The sequence below is a fragment of the Bacillus sp. FSL R5-0416 genome (assembly GCF_037975425.1).
GTDB classification, from domain to species: Bacteria; Bacillota; Bacilli; order Bacillales; family Bacillaceae; genus Bacillus; species Bacillus subtilis.
The window spans coordinates 2,606,125-2,625,754 of record NZ_CP150252.1; the positions used below are offsets into that span (position 1 = coordinate 2,606,125).

General features: G+C 43.4%; 22 protein-coding genes. 1 reads left to right on the forward strand and 21 read right to left on the reverse strand.

Translation table 11 applies throughout. From position 1 onward, the window contains the following. Positions 1–35 precede the first annotated feature (35 nt). From recO to rpsU, 15 genes are all read right to left on the reverse strand, one after another. Positions 36–803: a DNA repair protein RecO gene (gene recO / locus NYE20_RS13845; protein WP_049141200.1), complete on the reverse strand. Its 768-nt coding sequence runs from the start codon at positions 801–803 to the stop codon at positions 36–38. A gap of 36 nt (positions 804–839) precedes the next feature. Then, on the reverse strand, positions 840–983 hold the full coding sequence (locus NYE20_RS13850; protein ID WP_003230053.1) for a YqzL family protein: 144 nt from the start codon (positions 981–983) through the stop codon (positions 840–842). A 147-nt stretch (positions 984–1,130) separates the two neighbouring features. Continuing rightward, positions 1,131–2,036: a GTPase Era gene (gene era / locus NYE20_RS13855; protein WP_003230051.1), complete on the reverse strand. Its 906-nt coding sequence runs from the start codon at positions 2,034–2,036 to the stop codon at positions 1,131–1,133. Further along, the gene (locus tag NYE20_RS13860; protein ID WP_003230049.1) at positions 2,017–2,427 is read right to left on the reverse strand and encodes a cytidine deaminase; all 411 of its coding nucleotides are present in this window, start codon (positions 2,425–2,427) and stop codon (positions 2,017–2,019) included. Before NYE20_RS13860 ends, era begins: the two co-directional genes overlap by 20 nt. 118 nt (positions 2,428–2,545) lie before the next feature. Further along, positions 2,546–2,917: a diacylglycerol kinase family protein gene (locus NYE20_RS13865; RefSeq protein WP_015384119.1), complete on the reverse strand. Its 372-nt coding sequence runs from the start codon at positions 2,915–2,917 to the stop codon at positions 2,546–2,548. Further along, positions 2,898–3,371, reverse strand: coding sequence for an rRNA maturation RNase YbeY (gene ybeY / locus NYE20_RS13870; protein ID WP_003230039.1), 474 nt, complete (start codon positions 3,369–3,371; stop codon positions 2,898–2,900). Before ybeY ends, NYE20_RS13865 begins: the two co-directional genes overlap by 20 nt. Beyond that, entirely contained in the window at positions 3,372–5,507 is a 2,136-nt protein-coding gene (pgpH, locus tag NYE20_RS13875; protein WP_014664649.1) for a cyclic-di-AMP phosphodiesterase PgpH, read from the reverse strand. Positions 5,508–5,585: 78 nt separating this feature from the next. Continuing rightward, the gene (locus NYE20_RS13880) at positions 5,586–6,545 is read right to left on the reverse strand and encodes a PhoH family protein (protein WP_014477373.1); all 960 of its coding nucleotides are present in this window, start codon (positions 6,543–6,545) and stop codon (positions 5,586–5,588) included. After that, positions 6,542–7,738, reverse strand: coding sequence for a sporulation protein YqfD (gene yqfD, locus NYE20_RS13885; RefSeq protein ID WP_103804091.1), 1,197 nt, complete (start codon positions 7,736–7,738; stop codon positions 6,542–6,544). The genes NYE20_RS13880 and yqfD overlap by 4 nt, the downstream gene beginning before the upstream one ends. An 18-nt stretch (positions 7,739–7,756) precedes the next feature. Then, the gene (gene yqfC / locus NYE20_RS13890) at positions 7,757–8,038 is read right to left on the reverse strand and encodes a sporulation protein YqfC (RefSeq protein ID WP_003226191.1); all 282 of its coding nucleotides are present in this window, start codon (positions 8,036–8,038) and stop codon (positions 7,757–7,759) included. Between the two features lie 56 nt (positions 8,039–8,094). Next, positions 8,095–8,514, reverse strand: a complete 420-nt coding sequence (locus NYE20_RS13895) for a hypothetical protein (RefSeq protein ID WP_024573276.1) — start codon at positions 8,512–8,514, stop codon at positions 8,095–8,097. Positions 8,515–8,538: 24 nt separating this feature from the next. Then, a complete protein-coding gene (floA, locus tag NYE20_RS13900; protein ID WP_003230026.1) occupies positions 8,539–9,534 on the reverse strand; it encodes a flotillin-like protein FloA in 996 nt (331 codons plus the stop codon). A 21-nt stretch (positions 9,535–9,555) separates the two neighbouring features. Further along, on the reverse strand, positions 9,556–10,869 hold the full coding sequence (locus NYE20_RS13905; RefSeq protein WP_014480299.1) for a nodulation protein NfeD: 1,314 nt from the start codon (positions 10,867–10,869) through the stop codon (positions 9,556–9,558). 130 nt (positions 10,870–10,999) lie between these two features. Then, positions 11,000–11,446 (reverse strand): GatB/YqeY domain-containing protein, encoded by a 447-nt coding sequence (locus NYE20_RS13910; protein WP_003230022.1) that lies wholly within the window; start codon positions 11,444–11,446, stop codon positions 11,000–11,002. A 14-nt stretch (positions 11,447–11,460) separates the two neighbouring features. Next, a complete protein-coding gene (gene rpsU, locus NYE20_RS13915) occupies positions 11,461–11,634 on the reverse strand; it encodes a 30S ribosomal protein S21 (protein WP_003152957.1) in 174 nt (57 codons plus the stop codon). A 172-nt stretch (positions 11,635–11,806) separates the two neighbouring features. Here rpsU and NYE20_RS13920 point away from each other — a divergent pair, with 172 nt between their 5' ends. Next, a complete protein-coding gene (locus NYE20_RS13920) occupies positions 11,807–12,730 on the forward strand; it encodes a Na/Pi symporter (RefSeq protein WP_014480301.1) in 924 nt (307 codons plus the stop codon). A 35-nt stretch (positions 12,731–12,765) separates the two neighbouring features. Here NYE20_RS13920 and mtaB read toward each other — a convergent pair whose 3' ends face one another. From mtaB to grpE, 6 genes are all read right to left on the reverse strand, one after another. Beyond that, a complete protein-coding gene (gene mtaB, locus NYE20_RS13925) occupies positions 12,766–14,121 on the reverse strand; it encodes a tRNA (N(6)-L-threonylcarbamoyladenosine(37)-C(2))-methylthiotransferase MtaB (RefSeq protein WP_003230017.1) in 1,356 nt (451 codons plus the stop codon). Next, positions 14,121–14,891 (reverse strand): 16S rRNA (uracil(1498)-N(3))-methyltransferase, encoded by a 771-nt coding sequence (locus NYE20_RS13930; protein WP_038829708.1) that lies wholly within the window; start codon positions 14,889–14,891, stop codon positions 14,121–14,123. Before NYE20_RS13930 ends, mtaB begins: the two co-directional genes overlap by 1 nt. 22 nt (positions 14,892–14,913) lie before the next feature. Further along, a complete protein-coding gene (prmA, locus tag NYE20_RS13935) occupies positions 14,914–15,849 on the reverse strand; it encodes a 50S ribosomal protein L11 methyltransferase (RefSeq protein WP_004398884.1) in 936 nt (311 codons plus the stop codon). A gap of 24 nt (positions 15,850–15,873) precedes the next feature. Next, the gene (gene dnaJ / locus NYE20_RS13940; RefSeq protein ID WP_003230010.1) at positions 15,874–17,001 is read right to left on the reverse strand and encodes a molecular chaperone DnaJ; all 1,128 of its coding nucleotides are present in this window, start codon (positions 16,999–17,001) and stop codon (positions 15,874–15,876) included. 199 nt (positions 17,002–17,200) lie between these two features. Continuing rightward, complete coding sequence (gene dnaK / locus NYE20_RS13945; RefSeq protein WP_014477380.1) at positions 17,201–19,036, reverse strand: molecular chaperone DnaK; 1,836 nt, start codon at positions 19,034–19,036, stop codon at positions 17,201–17,203. 23 nt (positions 19,037–19,059) lie between these two features. Further along, the gene (gene grpE, locus NYE20_RS13950; protein WP_049141197.1) at positions 19,060–19,623 is read right to left on the reverse strand and encodes a nucleotide exchange factor GrpE; all 564 of its coding nucleotides are present in this window, start codon (positions 19,621–19,623) and stop codon (positions 19,060–19,062) included. Between the last annotated feature and the right edge of the window lie 7 nt (positions 19,624–19,630).

The window sequence follows — 19,630 nt, forward strand, 5'->3', positions numbered from 1 at the left end:
ATAATAAATGATCATATAAAAAGATGGACCAAATGTCAACTTTTGTTTTCACCCATAAGATGTTTCATGCTTTCCATTTGATCTAAAAAGCGCTTTGATTTTAAATACAATCCCGAATATTCTTCGTAATATAAATCAATCACTTGCTTTAATTCAGCTTTTGTTTCCTCTTTTAAGGACACATTGCCGAGCCTCGACAGATCAAAATAGTAAAAGAGTCTTAACAGCCTTGCCGTTTGCGGTTTAATCGGTATCCTGTAAGGATCTTTTTCAAAACAGCGGTGGCATATAAAACCATTATCACGAACAGAGAAATGAAAGGTTCCGTCTTGGCTTTTACAATGAACACAATGATTTAGCTCAGGATACAGGCCCATGACACCGAGCATCTTCATTTGAACAATGAAGGTGATAACATCCGGATCTGTTCCTTCATTCAGCTGTTTTAATGATTCTAATATGAATTCAAATAAATAAGGATTTGGCTTTTTTTCTTCTGTGCCTCTGTCGACTAACTCAGCAATATAGGCAGCATATGCTGTTAAAAACAAATCTTCCCTGATGCCTCTCATGCTGAGGATCATTTCCCCCTGCTGAAGCGTTCCGAGGCCCGATGTTTTTTGCATTAAGAAAGCACCATACAAAAAGGGCTGGCTGACTGCTGATAAACGGCTGTTCGGTTTTTTGGCGCCTCGTGCCATAACACCTATTTTTCCGTGTTCTCTTGTCAGTAATGTTACGATTTTATTCGTCTCTCCGTAATCATTTGTGCGAAGAACGATTCCTTCACATTTTGTCAGCATTTCCGCACCTTCCTCAAGCAGGAGCGGCCAAGAGGTTTATAAAATTGGATAATCAAATCGGGCTAGCTCATCTTCTAGTTCTTCGGGTCTTTCCATGTTCTCTTTTTCCAGTTCTTTAAAAAGAAGATACGTATCAACATTTCCTGTTTGAGAAAATACGTTCCAGGTAAAATTCAACACAAGAAACCCACCTTTCTGTAGTTAAACTAGCTTACCTAAACTCCAAATTCTTACCTTTATCTTGACCAGATGTCCTCCATTTCATGTTAAACAAAATTTGCTAATGTATCCCTGTTCCTGTGAGATAATGACACACACGGGAAGAGATTAATATTCGTCCTCTTTAAAGCCAAAATCGCGAAGCTGGGACATTTTATTACGCCAGTCCTTCTGCACTTTCACCCACAATTCAAGGTAGACACGGGAGCCCAAAAGTGCTTCAATATCCGCTCTCGCTCTTTTTCCAACCTCTTTTAGAAGGCTTCCTTTTTTACCGATCACGATGCCTTTCTGAGAATCCCGCTCGACCACAATCGTTGCCGCTACGTGCACAGAACCGTTGTCCTGCCCTTTGATGGATTCGATGGCCACCGCAATGCTGTGCGGGATTTCTTCTCTCGTCAAATGCAGCACCTTTTCCCTGATTAATTCAGAAATGATAAATCGCTCAGGGTGGTCAGTTACCTGGTCACTCGGATAGAATTGCGGCCCTTCCGGCAAATACGCTTCAATCTGAGCGAGCAAGGTTTCGATGTTATTTCCTTCTAAAGCAGAAATCGGAACAATTTCCTTAAAAGGATAACGTTTGCGGTATTCGTCAATTAGCAGAAGCAATTGGTCGGGATGAATTTTATCGATTTTGTTTACGATTAAGAATACAGGCGTAGACATCGTCTGCAATTTCTCAATGATGAATTCGTCGCCCTTCCCGTAGCCTTCCTCAGCATTGATCATAAACAAGATCAAATCGACTTCTTTTAATGTATTTTGCGCCACTTTCATCATAAAGTCCCCAAGCTTATGCTTAGGTTTATGAATCCCTGGTGTGTCAATAAAAATGGTTTGTGATGTGCCTGTCGTCAGTACTCCTTGCACCTTGTTTCTCGTCGTTTGGGGCTTATCGCTCATGATCGCGATTTTTTGTCCAATGACTCTGTTCAAAAATGTAGATTTTCCTACGTTTGGTCTTCCAATAATGGATACAAATCCTGATTTAAAGCTTTCGTTCGTCATGTAAATCCTCCGATGAAAATGCGCCTGGCAATAATTCTTCCACAGTCATTTCTTTTATTTGTCCTTGTAAATTAGTCAGTACGACAATAACGTCTTTTGTGCAAAGCTCAGAAATCACCTGGCGGCAGGCTCCGCACGGAGATACTGGTCCAGGGGTGTCAGCCGCAACGGCCAGCATCTGAAACTCTGTATCCCCTTCAGAAACAGCTTTAAATAAAGCGGTACGCTCGGCGCAATTGCACATGCTGTATGCCGCGTTCTCAATATTGCAGCCTCTGTACACTTTTCCATCCTTGGTAAGAAGAGCGGCTCCTACTTGGAATTTGGAATACGGCGCATATGCCATATCACGCGCTTTTAAAGCTTCTGTTATTAATTCTTGTCTGTTCATGTGTACATTCCTCTCTTACCTATAATGGTACCGCTATCACTTTATATTTTACATAATCGCGCGCTTTTTTTCACGCCCATTTCTAAAAATGTAAAATAAATGTAAGAATTTTCAGCCATTACAGCTTTGGCAAAAAAATAAGTAAACCAATGATACACGAAATCACGGCAAAAACGCAAACAGCCCCGGCGGCAGCGTCCTTAGCCGCTTTAGCAAGAGGGTGATGTTTGTCAGTTATTAAATCAACCGTATGTTCAATGGCTGTATTTAAAAGCTCAAGCGAAAACATACCGCCAATCAAAAGGAATATAATCATCCACTCAATCATGCTGAGCTCTACAAGGAAGCCGCAAATGAGAACAGCGCAGGCGGCTGCGGCATGAAATTGGAAATTCCGCTCCGTCCGCGCTGTTTCCCATATGCCCCGGCCTGCATGCACGAAGCTTTTGAAGAATCGCTTCAGCTCATTTCTATGATCTTTTGAGTCCATAAGCGTCCAGCAATTCCTTTTGCTTAGTAAACATCTCCTCTTCTTCCTCTTTCGTCATATGGTCATATCCTAAAAGGTGCAGAAATCCGTGTACAGCTAGAAATCCGAGCTCTCTTTTAAAAGAATGATTATACTCCTCTGCCTGCTCTCTTGTGCGATCGGCACTGATGATAATATCACCTAAAACCGGAGGCATTTCGGCGCCCACGATTTCGATCTCGCCTTCTCCCTCTTCTTCAAGAGCAAATGAGATGACATCTGTCGGAGCATCCTTTCCCCGGTATTCTTTGTTAATCTGATGTATGTCATCATTGGAAACAATCGTGACAGAAACTTCAGCCTGATCCTGAACGCCTTCACGCTCAGCGGCAAATTGAAGCAGATTTTCTACTTCTTTGAGCATCTCTTCTGAGACGCTTCCTGTTTCATCAACGATATCAATCAGTAAACTCATCTATTTCACCTTCTTAGTAGCCTCCGGATATTCAATCCGGGAGTGGAAAATTCCTTTTAATGTTGCACAGAGCGTTTTTGCGATTGTATCCAGCTCTTTAAATGTCAAATCGCATTCACTGAACTGTCCGTCCTGAAGCTTATCGGATATAATACCCCGGACAAGCTTTTCAATTCGTTCAGGATTTGGATTGTGCATGGATCTGACGGCCGCTTCAACACTGTCGGCCACTGATATAATTGCGGCTTCCTTTGACTGCGGCTTCGGCCCCGGATAACGGAACTCTTCCTCTGTAATCTGGTCGCCTTTTTCCTTCGCTTTATAGTAAAAAAACTTTAAAAGCGAGGTTCCATGATGCTGCTCAGCAATATCGACAAGCTCTTTCGGAAATTTATAGCTTCTCAGCATATTCGCACCGTCTGTCGTATGCGAGATAATAATATTTTTACTCAACTGAGGTGACAGCTTGTCATGCGGATTGTCAATATTCATTTGGTTTTCAATAAAATATTGCGGGCGCTTTGTTTTTCCGAGATCGTGATAATATGCGCCGACTCTTGCAAGCAAACCATTAGCCCCAACCGCTTCACAGGCTGCCTCTGATAAATTGGCAACCATTACACTGTGATGATATGTACCTGGTGTTTCTGTCAGTATTTTGCGCAAAAGCGGATGGTTAGGATTAGACAGCTCAAGCAGCCTCATGGTGGATAAAATGCCAAAGCCCGTCTCAAAAAACGGCATCAAGCCGATGATCAGTACAGACGAAGCAAATCCTGACACAACCCCCATCAGCATTAATGTTCCGATTTCAAGACCCGACAGTGCAGTGTTTTGGATCAATAATAAAGAAAGAACGACAACCATATTGATAAACGCTACGAAAAGCCCGGTCTGCAAAATCTTTGATCTGGCATTGTGCTTTCCTAAAAATAATACACCTGAAATGCCGCTGATCAAATAATAAATCCCTATGACATAATTGAATGTTCCTGTCACACCCTGATTAAACATCATACTTCCGCAAATCGCAAGAATGATACTTCCCAAAATGGCAATGCGTTCATTCATCAGCAGTTTGATTAAGATGGCGCCGGCCGCAATGGGGACCAGATAGCCGATATTATTATACTCCATCTTCTGAAACAAACTGACAACCTCCATGATCACAAGCAAAAGTGTTGTGATAATCGAGAATAACAGAATGGATTGGTTTTTAAACTTCAGATTTTGTTTCTGTTTTTCAAAATAATATACAAGTGTTGCAATGAAAAGTCCGATCATAATCAATAGCCCGCTGATCGGTTTAAAGAGATTTGAGTTATTTAATAACCCGGTCAGCTCAAGTTTCCTGTACACTTCCCGATCAATGAGGTCATTTTCTTCCACGAGCACTTGCCCCTGTTTGATTTGAACCTGCTGGACATTATCTGAGGCTTCCTGCCGTTTTGCCTCTGTTGCTTTCGGATCGAAGACGTAATTCGGAATAATAGCAAAACGTCCGATTTCTGTCGCGGCTCCCAAGTATTTAGACGGAATAGAATTGCTCTTTAGCTCTTTTTCTACCTTATCCTTTGCATCAGATAGTTTATCCGAAGGGATTTCACTGCTCATCACCGTATTTACTGCGGTAATGACCGTATCTCTGACAAAAGAAAAGTCTTCACTGTCTGCTTTCAGCAATGTCTTGATGGAATCCTCCGATATAGAATCATTCACATCTGATGTCAATTTGTCCTTTACAGATTTGACCATTGATTTTTCCGATGGTGATTTACTGCCTTCTTCCGATGATTTTTTCACTTCACTAATACTGTCGAATATTGATGACACTAGGTCTATCCGATTATCTGTGTATTCTTTTTTTAATGTATATTGATCTTCAACCGCGTCTTCAGCGGCTTGCTTTTTTTCCTCTGTGGCTTTTTGATCTTCCACGGTTGCCGGAGCGTAAATGGTCTTGTCGCTGACTGAAAACAGGTCTAAATCAAGTGTTTCCGGCTTAACATGTACAAAGAGCAAAGCAAACATAATGGCAGCCAGCAGAAGATACAGCAGTACATGCATGGAGCGGGCATTTTTAAAATTGCTCCATTTTTTTGAGCTGCTTTTGGTCTTAGCCTTCTTTTTCAACACAAGAACCTCCTCTTGAAACATCAAGCCCACAAGCAATCATAAAAATGACCCGATAACGCGCGATCGGGTCATTCAGCATTAATTTTGCTTATCGTATGCTTCAATAATTTTCGCAACAAGCGGATGTCTGACCACGTCTGTCTGGTCCAGCTCAATCATAGAAATGCCGTCTATTCCTTTTAGCATCTCCTTCGCTACTGCAAGTCCCGATTTGACGCCTTTCGGCAGATCAATTTGGCTAACGTCACCTGTAATGATCATTTTAGAGCCAAAACCCAGTCTCGTCAAAAACATTTTCATTTGAGCAGGCGTGGTATTCTGTGCTTCATCAAGTATAACATAAGCATCATCGAGCGTCCGTCCCCTCATATATGCGAGCGGAGCAATTTCAATGATGCCTCTTTCCATCAGACGTTCTGTATGATCTGCCCCAAGCACATCATGGAGAGCGTCATACAGCGGGCGCAAATAAGGATCTACTTTTTCTTTTAGGTCACCTGGGAGAAAACCGAGGCTTTCACCGGCTTCCACGGCAGGTCTTGTTAAAATGATTTTTTTGATATGTCCGTTTTTTAAAGCATGGACTGCTTTTACGACAGCCAGGTACGTTTTCCCGGTTCCCGCCGGACCAATGCCGAATACAAGGTCATTCCGCTTCATAGCGGCCACGTATTCCCGCTGTCCCATTGTTTTTACACGGATTGATTTGCCTTTTGCGTTTTTTGTAATTTCTTCTTCATACATGCTTTCAAAGTATTCAAGTTCATTCTTCTTTGCCATTTTGATGGCGTAAATCACATCACGTTCAGAGATCTCTATCCCCTTGCGAATTAAAGCGAGGAGCGATCCCAGCAGCCTGTCTGCAATCTGAAACGATTCATCATCGCCTGAAACATAAATCGTCTCGCCGCGCGTAATGATATTTACATTCAGATCTTTCTCCATCAATTTCAAAAAAGAATCTTGGTTCCCGAAGAGTGAAAGCGCCTCGTCCGGGTTTTTCAGTTTTTGATTCATCGCAAGTAAATGTTCTGTCATTCTTCAGTCTCCCTGACAATAGGTGTGGTTTGAACGATATCTTCTATAACTTGGTAGAGAATAATCAACTTTACTTTACCATTCTCAACAGTCTGGTGCAAAACTTTTTCACTTTTCACCTCGCCGTTTTCGCCTATTTTATCCTCTACATCCTGTTTACCCAATTTAATGCCTTCTTGAACTGCTTCTTCTTTCGTATATTCTCGCAAAGCCTCTTCACTTTCTCTCGTTTGCTCTTTGACATAGGATACAGGGAGCTTAAATCCGAGAAAATGAAGCGAATGCTTTTCTTGTTCTGTTTTTGGATGCTTCAATTCCTCTTTTTTAAACGTCATCCCCCAGATCGGGATTGCCAAAGAACCAAAAGAAAGCTTGTGCTTTGTCCTTACTTTGCCCGTATAAACGTTAAATAATGTTTCAAGCGGGACTGTCACTTCTGATCTATACCAGGTTTCTCCGTAAATTTCTGCTTTTGAGGCGACTTCCTGCTGATGGTCTTCGCTGCCGATCAGTCCCGAAACAAGCAGCTGCCCCTTTTCAACATGATCGTGTATGGCGGCCATGGGCTGTCCTTTTTGCACAAACATTCTCGTAATGGTTGCTTTCTTTTTGGCGACAATATTGCGCGGGCTAACATACTTTTCTTTTTCGGGCTCATTTTTCTCCACAACTTTCATGTGAATGGTCGTCCCCTTCAGATCAACTCCGACCCAAGTGATATTGTCTATTCCATTGGTTAATGATTTCTGTATTTTTTCGGGCGACATCATTAAAAACTGCAGACGGCCCTTTTTGACGCCGATTTCATTAAGATGCTGCCTCATTTGATGTTCTGTTTCAGGCTTAGCGCCTGTCACATCAATTTTCCACACCATATTGGACAGCAAAAACAAAAGGATGAAAAAAATCGCAAAACCGATCGTAAACCCTATATTCAGCTTTGATTTCAGCAACAGGAAGGGAAATCCCTTCCGATTGATAAATCGGGCTTTACATTTAAATTTACTTCTCACCCGCCGAAAGGCATGTACATCCTGAAGCTGTATATATAACGATACGGCTTCTTTCTTTTTTTTGACATGAAAGACCGGAATCCCCTGTCTTGTGCATTCATTAAGGAGCCGCTCAATCCCTCTTCCCGTCAATTCAAGCTGGACCTTACCCGAAAAAAAAGACAGCCATTTATTTTTCACAACATTTCCCCCTCGGCTTTATGACTCAACATATCGAACGACATCAATCGTACCCTCCAAAAGTATCTCTTCCGGAAGAATCGCCTTGATGACAAAATTTTTACCAGATATGATGCACTGGCCCTGCTTCAGCATCAGCCTCACTTCATTCTCACTGAAAAGCAAAAGGCCTCTGTGGTTTTCTATGTAGATATGAAGTCTGCCAACCATTGTAATCCTCGGCAGATCCATCATAACGTCCGGGGGAATTTCCAATGCTCTTGTCAGCCAAGCTTTCATACGATTCTTTCTTTGCCCCATACAAAAAGAACCCCCTTTCATCTCATATGTATGATTTGAAAGGAGGTTCTAACACTTTAATTTTTACGGGCTGAGCGCATCGTACGGTGAGGTTTTTTCGCCCGTGGAGGCCCGAACACCTCTCCTAGAACGATCCCCTGTACGACGGTGTCCTTATTCACCTGAAGCATTTTTTGTTTTGTGTATACTGTTTTTTGTTTGGCAGCAGCAAGATCTCGTTCCAGCCCTTTCAGGTTTCTTGCTGTTTCCCTGCGTCTTTCTTCCGCTTCCCGTCTTGCCTGTTCCATACGGTTAGGGATAGGTGCAGGGGCATCTTCTTTTGACTGCTTCTTTTGAGGAGAAGCAGATTGCACGTGTTGAGGTTTTTTTCTTTTTTGGCTGTTTTGCTTTTCTTCTTTGCTCTTTTTGCCGAAAATCGCAGAAATGATTCCGATGATCGCTGCAATAATAAGCGGATTGGTCAGTAAATCTTCCATCAGCGTTCTCCCTTCTTAGAGAGATTATGATTTGCGGTCTTCATCCGAAGGGTCTTTCGTCAGCTTGCCGAATGAATCACGCATTTCTGTGTCAGCATCGATGTTCTTGATATTCATGTAATCCATGACGCCAATATTCCCTTCACGCAAAGCTTCTGCCATCGCAAGCGGCACTTCCGCCTCGGCTTCTACCACTTTCGCGCGCATTTCTTCTACGCGGGCACGCATTTCCTGTTCTTGAGCGACAGCCATCGCACGTCGTTCTTCCGCTTTTGCCTGCGCGATGTTTTTATCAGCCTCGGCCTGATCGGTTTGTAAAATTGCACCGATGTTTTTGCCGATATCTACATCTGCAATATCAATTGAGAGAATTTCAAACGCAGTTCCTGAGTCCAATCCTTTTCCAAGGACTGTCTGAGAAATCATGTCAGGGTTTTCAAGCACTTTTTTATGATTATCAGATGAACCGATTGTAGAAACGATCCCCTCACCTACACGAGCTACAATGGTTTCTTCCCCTGCTCCCCCAACGAGGCGCTCGATATTCGCTCTTACTGTGATTCTCGCTTTCGCTTTGACTTCAATCCCGTCCATTGCGACACCGGCTATGAACGGTGTTTCAATCACCTTAGGATTAACGCTCATTTGAACAGCTTCCAACACGTCCCGGCCTGCAAGATCAATGGCAGCACAGCGCTCGAATGTGAGTTCAATGTTAGCTCGCTGAGCGGCGATAAGCGCGTTGACGACTCTGTCAACATTACCTCCAGCCAGATAATGGCTTTCAAGCTGGTTTGTTCCAACATTAAGTCCCGCTTTATGCGCTTTAATCAGCGGGTTAACAACCCGATTCGGAATGACGCGGCGAAGCCTCATCCCAACTAGAGTGAAAATGCTGATTTTCACTCCGGCTGCCAAAGCTGAAATCCAAAGCATTACAGGCACAAATGTAAAAAATACTGCCAAAACAATGATCGCTACTGCGACAATTGCCAGAATCATAAGTGTTGACGGATCCATATAACTTCTCCTCGTTTCTATTTAAATTTCTCTCACGACAATGCGTGAGCCTTCTACTTTAATCACTTTTACTTTTTTATCTTTTTCTGTAAACGATCCCTCCGAAACAACGTCAAGGCGTTCATCATCAATAATCACGGTACCGGAAGGACGCAGTGGTGTAAAGGTTATACCCACTTTTCCCATTAAGTCCGTGCGCGTTTGATTTGAAACGTAGCCGCTCTCCGTGTTTGTAGAATCATTTAATATCAATTTCTTAAAGAATTTCATACGCTTTCCCAACACCCTTGTCAGTAAAATAAAAGCTGTAATCGAAACAGCTGAGGCGATCAAGAGAGAAACCGCCATGACAGTGAAGCTCCCCGCGGCTAAAAACAGGCTCGCAATAATCGCTCCCAAGCCCAGTAATCCAATGATTCCTCCGGGAAGAAAAATCTCAAGCAGGATGAGGATCACCCCTGCTATAAAGAGGAGAACCGTCTCATACCCGGCAAGGCCGGCTGCAAGATGCCCGTAAAAGAACAGCAATAACGCAATGAGTCCAGCCGTTCCAGGGAGGCCGACACCCGGTGAAAAAAGCTCCACCGTCAGACCTAAAAAAGCGATTGTCAGCAGAATAGGGACAATGACCGGATTCGTCAGCCACCTTGCTGTCTTTTCCGCAAAGCTCTCCTTTGCGTAGCTGATCTGCGCTTTTTCGAACCCAAGCTTCTTTACGAGCGTGGACAAATTGTCAGCAGTGCCTTCTGAATAGCCTACCTCAGTTGCCTTGTCTGCGTTAAGTGTCAGCAGATCTCCCTTAGGCGCGCCGACTTCCTTGGCATCTATATCTGGGTCAGCCATTGCGAGCGCATATTTTGGATCGCGGTTATTTTTCACTGCGGCATCTTCCATCTCTGCCAGCCAAAGTGATTGAGCTTTTTGGTCAGCGGCATTGCCTTGGCCATCAACAATCGCGGCGGCTCCCATTTTTCCGCCAGGCGCCATATAAATGTGATCTGCTTGAAGTGCAATATATGCACCAGCAGACAACGCGCGTTTGTTGACATATGCAGTTACGGGGATCTCGCTATCGGTTATCAAATCGGCCATATCAATAGCAGATTTGACCAATCCCCCCGGGGTATTGATATCAAGAATAATATGGTCTGCATGTGCATCCTTTGCGTCTTGTAACGAACGGGACAAAAACGAGACGAGACCCTGTTCGACATTTTTTTCAACCGGAATCACATAAACAGTTTGCTTTTCTGCTTTTGCGTTCAGCTGAACGCCTAATAAAGAAAGCAAAAATATACCCAAAAGAGCAGCACGGAATCCTTTGATTTGAAGCAAGGGCGGTGTATCCCTCCTTCCTTTTATAATAAGTGCCTTCTCTTCATACGTAACAAATGTATCAAAGGTTTCATTTTTTTATGTATAAAAAAAGACATCTCTCTTAGAAAGATGTCCTTTTCTTTGCCATTTAAGACAGTTGACTGCTCACAAGCTTATTAATTAAACTTCCGTCAGCTTTACCTTTTACTTTAGGCATAATTGCCCCCATCACTTTGCCCATGTCCGCTTTTGAGCTCGCACCGACCTCCGCGATGGTTTCATTTACGATTGTACGCAGCTCTTCTTCTGACAGCTGCTCAGGTAAATAAACTTCTAAAATGTCCAGCTCTTTTTGAACTTTATCTACTAAATCTAAACGATTAGCGTTTGAAAATTCCTGGAGGGAGTCTTTACGTTGCTTAAGTTCACGAGAAAGGACAGTGAGTTCCTCATCCTCGGTCAAACTGTCTTTCTTAAGCTTAATTGCTTCATTTTGAAGTGAAGCCTTAACCATTCGAACGACAGTCAGTTTGTCTTTCTCACGGTTTTTCATATACAGCTTCATATCCTGGTTGAGACGCTCAAGAAGACTCATAAATCCACCCTCTTTTAGAATTTGCGTTTTCTAGCAGCTTCAGACTTTTTCTTGCGCTTTACGCTAGGTTTTTCATAAAATTCACGCTTTCTTGCTTCTTGCAAAGTACCTGTCTTTGATACACTGCGTTTGAAGCGACGAAGAGCATCTTCAAGCGATTCGTTTTTTCTAACGACCGTTTTTGACATTCTCTTTCCCTCCCTCCGAATACACCAATCGACTACCTTTAAGTTACACATATAAACATGTACTTTGACATTATAATATAAGCCATCAGTCAGGTCAACTAAGTGAGTTCACTTTTCCGTCATGAGTGCGACTGCCTGTCTATATAATGATAGAAAGGGGTTGGTGAATAGGATGTTAATTCTGATTAGCTTTACTGCTCTTATATTATTCTTTCTCACAGGCATGAACATGCTTCGAAAAGGCTTAATTTCTATGGCGTACTCAAAAATTGAAGATCGTTTGCTTTTATTTACAGACCATCCGTTAAAAGCGTTTCTTATCAGCATTGTATTTACGGGGATACTTCAGAGCAGTTCAGCCTTTATGGTCATTGTCATCGGCTTTGTAAGTGCGGGCGTTCTTTCTTTTAAGCGGACGATACCGATGATTCTGGGGACAAATGTTGGCTCTACTTTTACAACTGAATTTATTGCTATCAAAATGGATATTTTGATTTGGGTTCTTTTAATAGGAGGTTTATTGTTTTTTCTGACTGGCAGGTATCCTTTGAAACAGCTGGGAACAAGCTTCCTCGGACTGGGCATCATCTTCTTTTGCATCAGCGGATTCAGCCACCTTGCCGGGCCGCTGACGAAGCTGAAAACGGGAGCCGACGTTCTATACCATGTTAACGATTCAAACTGGTCCGCTTTGCTCATCGGGATGGTGTTAACTGCCATCATTCACTCCAGTTCTGTCTGTATCGGCATTTTGATGAGTTTTATGAATGAAGGGATTATCGGACTGACACAGGCGATGAGCGTCGTACTCGGATCCAATATCGGGACATGCATTACAGCTGTCATGGCTGCTGTATCCGGCGGATATGCGGCGAAACAGACAGCGTATGCGCATGTGGTATTTAACGTGCTAGGGGTGGCTCTAGTATTGCCTTTTCTGACCGCAGCGACCGGCTTTGTAGAGCAGTTATCACCCGATCCTGCCCAAAGGATTGCTCATTTCAGCCTTTTATTTAATGTGGTGACAGCTCTTTTGTTTCTTCCGCTTACAAACTTGTTTTACCGATTGATTCACCTTCTTATCCCGGCTAAATAAAAAACCGGTACATTTTAATGCACCGATTTTTTAGGTTAAGAAGACAAACGCATGTGTTCAGTTATTTCATCCTCAACCACACGGACAAACTGTCCTTCGTTGTAAGGATAACCTGCTTTTAGGATTTTGACTTTTACGATTTTGCCGATCATATCTTCCGTACCTTTGAAAACAACCTTCATATAATTGTCTGTGTAACCGACAAACATATTTTCTTCTTCTGTTTCCTTAAACGCTTCCTCAGGGATAATCTCAAGCACTTCATTTTCATACTGAGAAGCGTATTCTTTTGCAAGCTGGTCAGAAAGAGCAATCAGGCGGTGCACACGTTCGTTTTTCACGTTTTCATCCACTTGGTCTTCCATTCGCGCAGCTGGTGTTCCTGTACGTTTACTGTAAGGGAAAACATGCAGTTCAGAGAATTTATGTTCTTTAATAAAGTTATAGGTTTCCATAAATTCTTCTTCTGTTTCTCCAGGGAATCCGACGATGACATCAGAAGTAACAGCTAAGCCTGGCAGTGCTTTTTTCAATTTATTTAAACGGTCTGCAAAGAATTCCATTGTATATTTGCGTCTCATTCGTTTAAGCACTGTGTTTGATCCGGATTGGATAGGAATATGCAAATGATTCACTATCTTATCTGAGCGGTCTAAGACCTCGATCACTTCGTCAGTGATTTGGCTGGCTTCGATTGAAGAAATTCTGATCCGTTTCACGCCTTCCACACGCGTGTCTAATTCGCTCAAAAGCTTCGCGAAGTTGTAATCTTTCATATCTTCGCCATAGCCGCCTGTATGAATACCCGTAAGAACAATTTCCTTATATCCGGCATCAACAAGCTGCTGCGCTTGTTTAATGACTTCTTCAGGATCGCGGGAGCGGAGCAGGCCGCGCGCCCACGGAATGATACAGAATGTGCAGAAATTATTGCAGCCCTCCTGTATTTTTAATGACGCTCTTGTGCGGTCCGTGAAAGCAGGCACATCAAGCTCTTCATATACTCTTGCTTTCATGATGTTGCTGACGCCATTAATCGGCTGGCGTTCTTCTCGGTATTGGTCAATGTAGCCAAGCATTTTTTCACGGTCCTGTGTTCCAACTACAATGTCGACACCGGGGATCGCCATAATCTCAGCAGGTGAGGTTTGCGCGTAGCAGCCTGTGACACAGATGACACCGTCAGGATTTTGACGAATGGCGCGTCTGATCACTTGGCGGCTTTTTTTATCTCCCGTATTTGTAACCGTACATGTATTAATGACATATACATCAGCTGTTTGTTCAAAGTCTCTTCTTTCATAGCCCGCTTCTTTGAAAAGCTGCCAGATTGCTTCTGTTTCATAATGGTTGACTTTACAGCCAAGCGTATGGAAAGCAACAGTTGCCATTACTGATCACCTCTTAATAACTCTGTTTGATAAGAAATCGCGCTCAACGCGTATAGCGGAGCGGTTTCTGTCCTTAAAATTCTCGGTCCAAGGCCGCACGTCACACCGTCTTGCTTTGTGAGCCGTTCAACCTCCGCTTCTGTTAAACCGCCTTCTGGACCAAATACGATCAATAGAGATGATCCTTTCGGAAGGCTGCTTACAATCGCGCTGAATGCGCTTATTTCCCCTTGCTTCGATGACTCCTCGTATGCAACGACACATTTATCGAAATCCTGCATCCTTTGAAGAAGCTGCTGAAAAGAATGGACATCCATCACTCGCGGCACTTCGTTACGGTACGATTGCTCAGCCGCTTCCTTTGCGATTTTCGTCCATCTTTCCCGCTTTTTCTTTGCCTTTTTGTCATCCAGCTTGACAACAGAACGCGCGGCTTGGAAAGGAATAAAGGCATGAGCTCCGAGCTCAGTCCCCTTTTGGATAATCCATTCAAGCTTATCTCCTTTCGGAAGGCCGCTCGCAATATAGACCTTTATCGGAAGCTCTCTGTTTTCATTCGTCCATTCTATCACAAGGCAGGACACTTTATCTTTGGAAACAGATTGAAGTTCACATTTTGCCTCGAAGCCGTCTTGAGAGCAGCAGATAATCTGATCTCCCTCATTCATTCTCATCACGTTCACAATATGATGAACATCTTCGCCGGTAATCGAAAAAGCCGGCGCTTCCTCTATTTGCTGCTTCGTGAGCTCGATAAAATATCGTTGCATACGCTGTGACACCTACTAACTGTTATTTTTTCGCAATAATGCTGACCCAATCTTCCATTGAAAGGATTTCTACAATGGTAAAGCCAGCTTGTTCCAGTGCTTCTTTTACTTCTTGTTTTTTATGACCGATGATTCCTGACGTAATAAAGTGGCCGCCTTCTTTTAACAGGCTGTACGCTTGTGAAGTAAAGCGAAGAATGACTTCAGCCAAAATGTTGGCCACAATCACATCATGTTCCCCTTCAATCCCGTCTAACAAATTGTTTTGCTTCACTTGAGCAATATCGCTGACTTTGTTCAGCTTGAGATTGAGGCGTGCACTTTCTACAGCCACGGGATCAAGATCGTAGGCATGAACCGATTCAGCCTCAAGCATTGCAGCCGCAATACTTAAAATTCCCGAACCAGTGCCGACATCAATCACCTTATCACCCTTTTGCACAAAGCGTTCAAGCGCCTGAATGCAGAGTACGGTTGTCGGATGTGTCCCTGTGCCGAAAGCCATTCCCGGGTCCATTTCAATAATCAGTTCATCAGTATGGACCGGCGTATATTCCTCCCACGTCGGCACAATTGTAAACTTTTCAGAAATTTTCACAGGATGATAATACTTTTTCCAGGCAGTCGCCCACTCTTCTTCATTTACTTCAGAAATAGTGATGTGGTTTCTGCCCAAATCAATATTGTAAAGAAGGAGATTATTAATCGTTTCTTTAATGCCGTCTACAGTTTCGCCCAGAAAACTGTTAACCGGCAGATATGCTTTGACAATGACACCCTCATCTGGGTAATCATTGGGGTCGAGCTGGTAGATTTCCCCGTACACATTCTCACGTTCTTTAATTAAATCAAGCGGGTCCTCTATCACAACCCCACTTGCACCAGCTTCATGCAATATATTTGAGATAGGTTCGACCGCTTCATGTGTTGTGTGAATGCTTAATTCGGACCATTTCAAAACTACCAACTCCTCATCCAATAATTAATCGCCTTTAAACGCGCGTTTTACCTTGTCAAAGAAACTCATTTCCTGTTCGTCAGGCAGGTTTCCGCTGACTTCGGCAAATTCACGGATAATGTCTTTTTGTTTATCAGTCAGATTTGTCGGCGTAACGACGCGGACGACGATATGCTGGTCACCCTGTCCATAGCCTCTGACATTTTGAACGCCTTTGCCTCTTAGTCTGAATTTCGTTCCTGTTTGTGTACCGGCCGGAATTTTCAATTTCACTTTTCCATGCAGCGTCGGCACTTCTACCTCATCTCCAAGAGCAGCCTGAGCAAACGTTAACGGCATTTCACAGTAAATATCATCGCCGTCACGCTCGAAGAACTCGTGTGCGCGTACATGGAACACGACAAATAAATCCCCGGCAGGGCCGCCGTTTATTCCTGGTTCACCCTGTCCCGAGAGACGAAGCTGCTGCCCGTCATCTACACCGGCTGGAATTGTCACATTGATTTTCTTGCGTTTTTTGATTTTTCCTTTGCCGCCGCAGTCCGCACATTTGTTTTTAATGATTTTGCCTGTACCTTCACAGTGGTGGCAGACCCGTCTGTTAACGACTTTTCCAAACGGTGTATTTTGCTCCACGTTTAACTGGCCGGAGCCTCCGCAGTGGGAGCATGTTTCTGGATTTGTTCCAGGTTTCGCACCTGAGCCTTTACATGTCTCGCACGTTTCCTCGCGGGGAATTTCGATGGTTGTTTCTTTACCAAAAGCCGCATCCTCAAACGACAGGGTCATCGTATACTGTAAATCAGCACCCTGGCGCGGAGCATTTGGATCTCTCCGTCTTGTGCCTCCGCCGAAAATACTTGAGAAAATATCATCGAAACCAAAACCGCCGAAATCGCCGCCTCCAAAACCTCCGCCGCCGAAGCCTTGGTTAGGGTCAGTGTGACCAAATTGATCGTAATGCGCACGTTTTTGGTCATCTGACAGCGTTTCGTACGCTTCTTTTACCTCTTTAAATTTTTCATCTGATCCGGCTTCTTTGTTAATATCAGGATGATATTTTTTTGACAGCTTCCGATAAGCTTTTTTAATTTCATCCTTTGAAGCGCTCTTACTTACTCCCAGCACTTCATAGTAATCACGCTTACTCATCTCGCTTCACTCTCCCGAATTTCTCACATAAATTAGATTGTATCATTTTGAATTATGATTTTTCAATTCCTTTTATCCCGGGCAAGAAAAAAAGTCAAAGCCAAGAGATGCCTGACTTTGACTTTCTAATCATTGAATCAGATTATGAAATGTGTTCTTTTCGGTCAGCTCCGGAAGCGGGGCTGACACTAAAAAGAACTTATTTTTTGTTTTGGTCGTCGTTTACTTCTTCGTATTCAGCGTCGACAACGTTGTCATCCGCTTTGCCTTCAGCGTTTGCTCCGCCTTGAGCTTGCTGTGCTTTAGCAGCTTCTTCATAAAGCTTCATAGAAAGCTCTTGAACGATTGTTTGAAGCTCATCTTTTTTCGCTTTGATCTCTTCAAATTCGTTTTTCTCAATTGCTGCTTTTAAAGCGTCTTTGGCATCGTTGGCTTTTTTCACTTGTTCTTCATCCACTTTGCCTTCAAGATCTTTTAATGTTTTCTCAGTTTGGAAAACAAGCTGATCTGCTTCGTTGCGGACTTCGATTTCTTCTTTTTTCTTCGCATCAGCGTCAGCATTTTCTTCCGCTTCTTTAACCATGCGTTCGATCTCTTCATCTGAAAGACCTGAAGAAGATTTAATTGTAATGTTTTGTTCTTTCCCTGTGCCTAAGTCTTTTGCTCTTACGTTTACGATACCGTTTTTGTCAATATCGAAAGAAACTTCGATTTGAGGCACGCCGCGCGGTGCTGGCGGGATATCAGTAAGCTGGAAGCGGCCGAGTGTTTTGTTGTCGGCAGACATTGGGCGCTCACCTTGAAGAACATGGATATCAACAGCTGTTTGGTTATCAGCAGCAGTTGAGAACACTTGAGATTTGCTTGTCGGGATCGTCGTGTTGCGGTCGATCAGTTTTGTAAACACGCCGCCCATTGTTTCGATACCGAGAGAAAGCGGTGTAACGTCAAGAAGAACAACATCTTTTACGTCACCTGTGATAACGCCGCCCTGAATCGCAGCACCAAGCGCTACAACTTCATCCGGGTTTACGCCTTTATGCGCTTCTTTTCCAGTTTCTTTTTTGATTGCTTCTTGTACGGCAGGGATACGAGTTGATCCGCCGACAAGGATGACTTTGTCGATTTCGCTTGCAGAAAGTCCTGCATCTTGAAGCGCTTGACGGACAGGACCCATTGTGCGCTCTACTAAATGAGAAGAAAGCTCTTCGAATTTAGCGCGAGTTAATGTAAGTTCAAGGTGAAGCGGTCCTGCTTCTCCAGCTGTGATAAACGGTAAAGAAATTTGCGTAGAAGATACGCCGGAAAGATCTTTTTTCGCTTTTTCAGCTGCGTCTTTCAAACGCTGAAGCGCCATTTTGTCTTTTGATAAATCAATGCCGTTTTCTTTTTTGAATTCAGAAACAAGATGATCGATGATAACTTGGTCAAAATCGTCCCCGCCCAGACGGTTGTCGCCGGCAGTTGAACGAACTTCGAATACACCGTCGCCAAGCTCAAGGATGGAAACGTCGAATGTACCGCCGCCAAGGTCGTATACTAGGATCGTTTGATCTTCATCTGTTTTATCAAGTCCGTATGCAAGCGCTGCTGCAGTTGGCTCGTTGATGATACGTTCTACTTCAAGACCGGCAATTTTACCAGCGTCTTTTGTTGCTTGACGCTCAGCATCGTTAAAGTATGCAGGAACTGTGATAACTGCTTTTGATACTGTTTCGCCAAGATAGCTTTCAGCGTATGATTTAAGGTGTTGAAGGATGATAGCAGACACTTCTTGTGGAGTGTAATCCTTTCCTTCAATTTCAACTTTATAATCAGTACCCATATGACGTTTGACTGACATAATTGTGTTAGGGTTTGTAATAGATTGGCGTTTAGCCACTTCCCCTACTTGACGTTCGCCGTTTTTAAACGCAACAACTGATGGCGTTGTGCGGTTTCCTTCAGCGTTAGCAATAACTTTAGGCTCGCCACCTTCAAGCACTGCCACACATGAGTTTGTTGTTCCTAAGTCGATTCCGATAACTTTACTCACTTGAATAACCTCCTGCTATGTAATTATTGATTCACTTTGACCATGGAAGGGCGAATGACGCGATCCTTCAGCTTATAGCCTTTTTGCATTTCCTCCACAACAATGTTGGAGCCGTAGTTTTCGTCTTCAGCCTGCATAACAGCTTGGTGCAGATTAGGATCAAATTCCTGCCCTACAGCTTCGATGGCTTCGACGCCTTCTTTTTTCAAGGCTTCTATGAGCTGACGGTGGACCATTTCCATTCCCTGGAGCAAACTTTTCGTCTGTTCATTGTCGGCTTCAACCTGAAGCGCTCGTTCAAAGCTGTCAAGAGCCGGCAGCAAATCAGTCACGATATTTTGAGAACGGTATTTTTGGGACGCTTCCATCTCTAAACGGCTGCGTCGTTTATAGTTTTCAAAGTCTGCTTGAACACGCAAAAGTTTGTTTTCTTTTTCCTCAAGCAAACCTTGCAATTCGTTAATTTGGTTTTGAAGAAGTTCGCTTTCATTTGTTTCTTCCTGCTGTTCATCAGCGGCAGCTTGTTCTTCAATGATTTCTTGCTCTTCTGTTTCGTTTTGTTCAACGGTTTGTTTTTCTTCTGACATTGTGTTC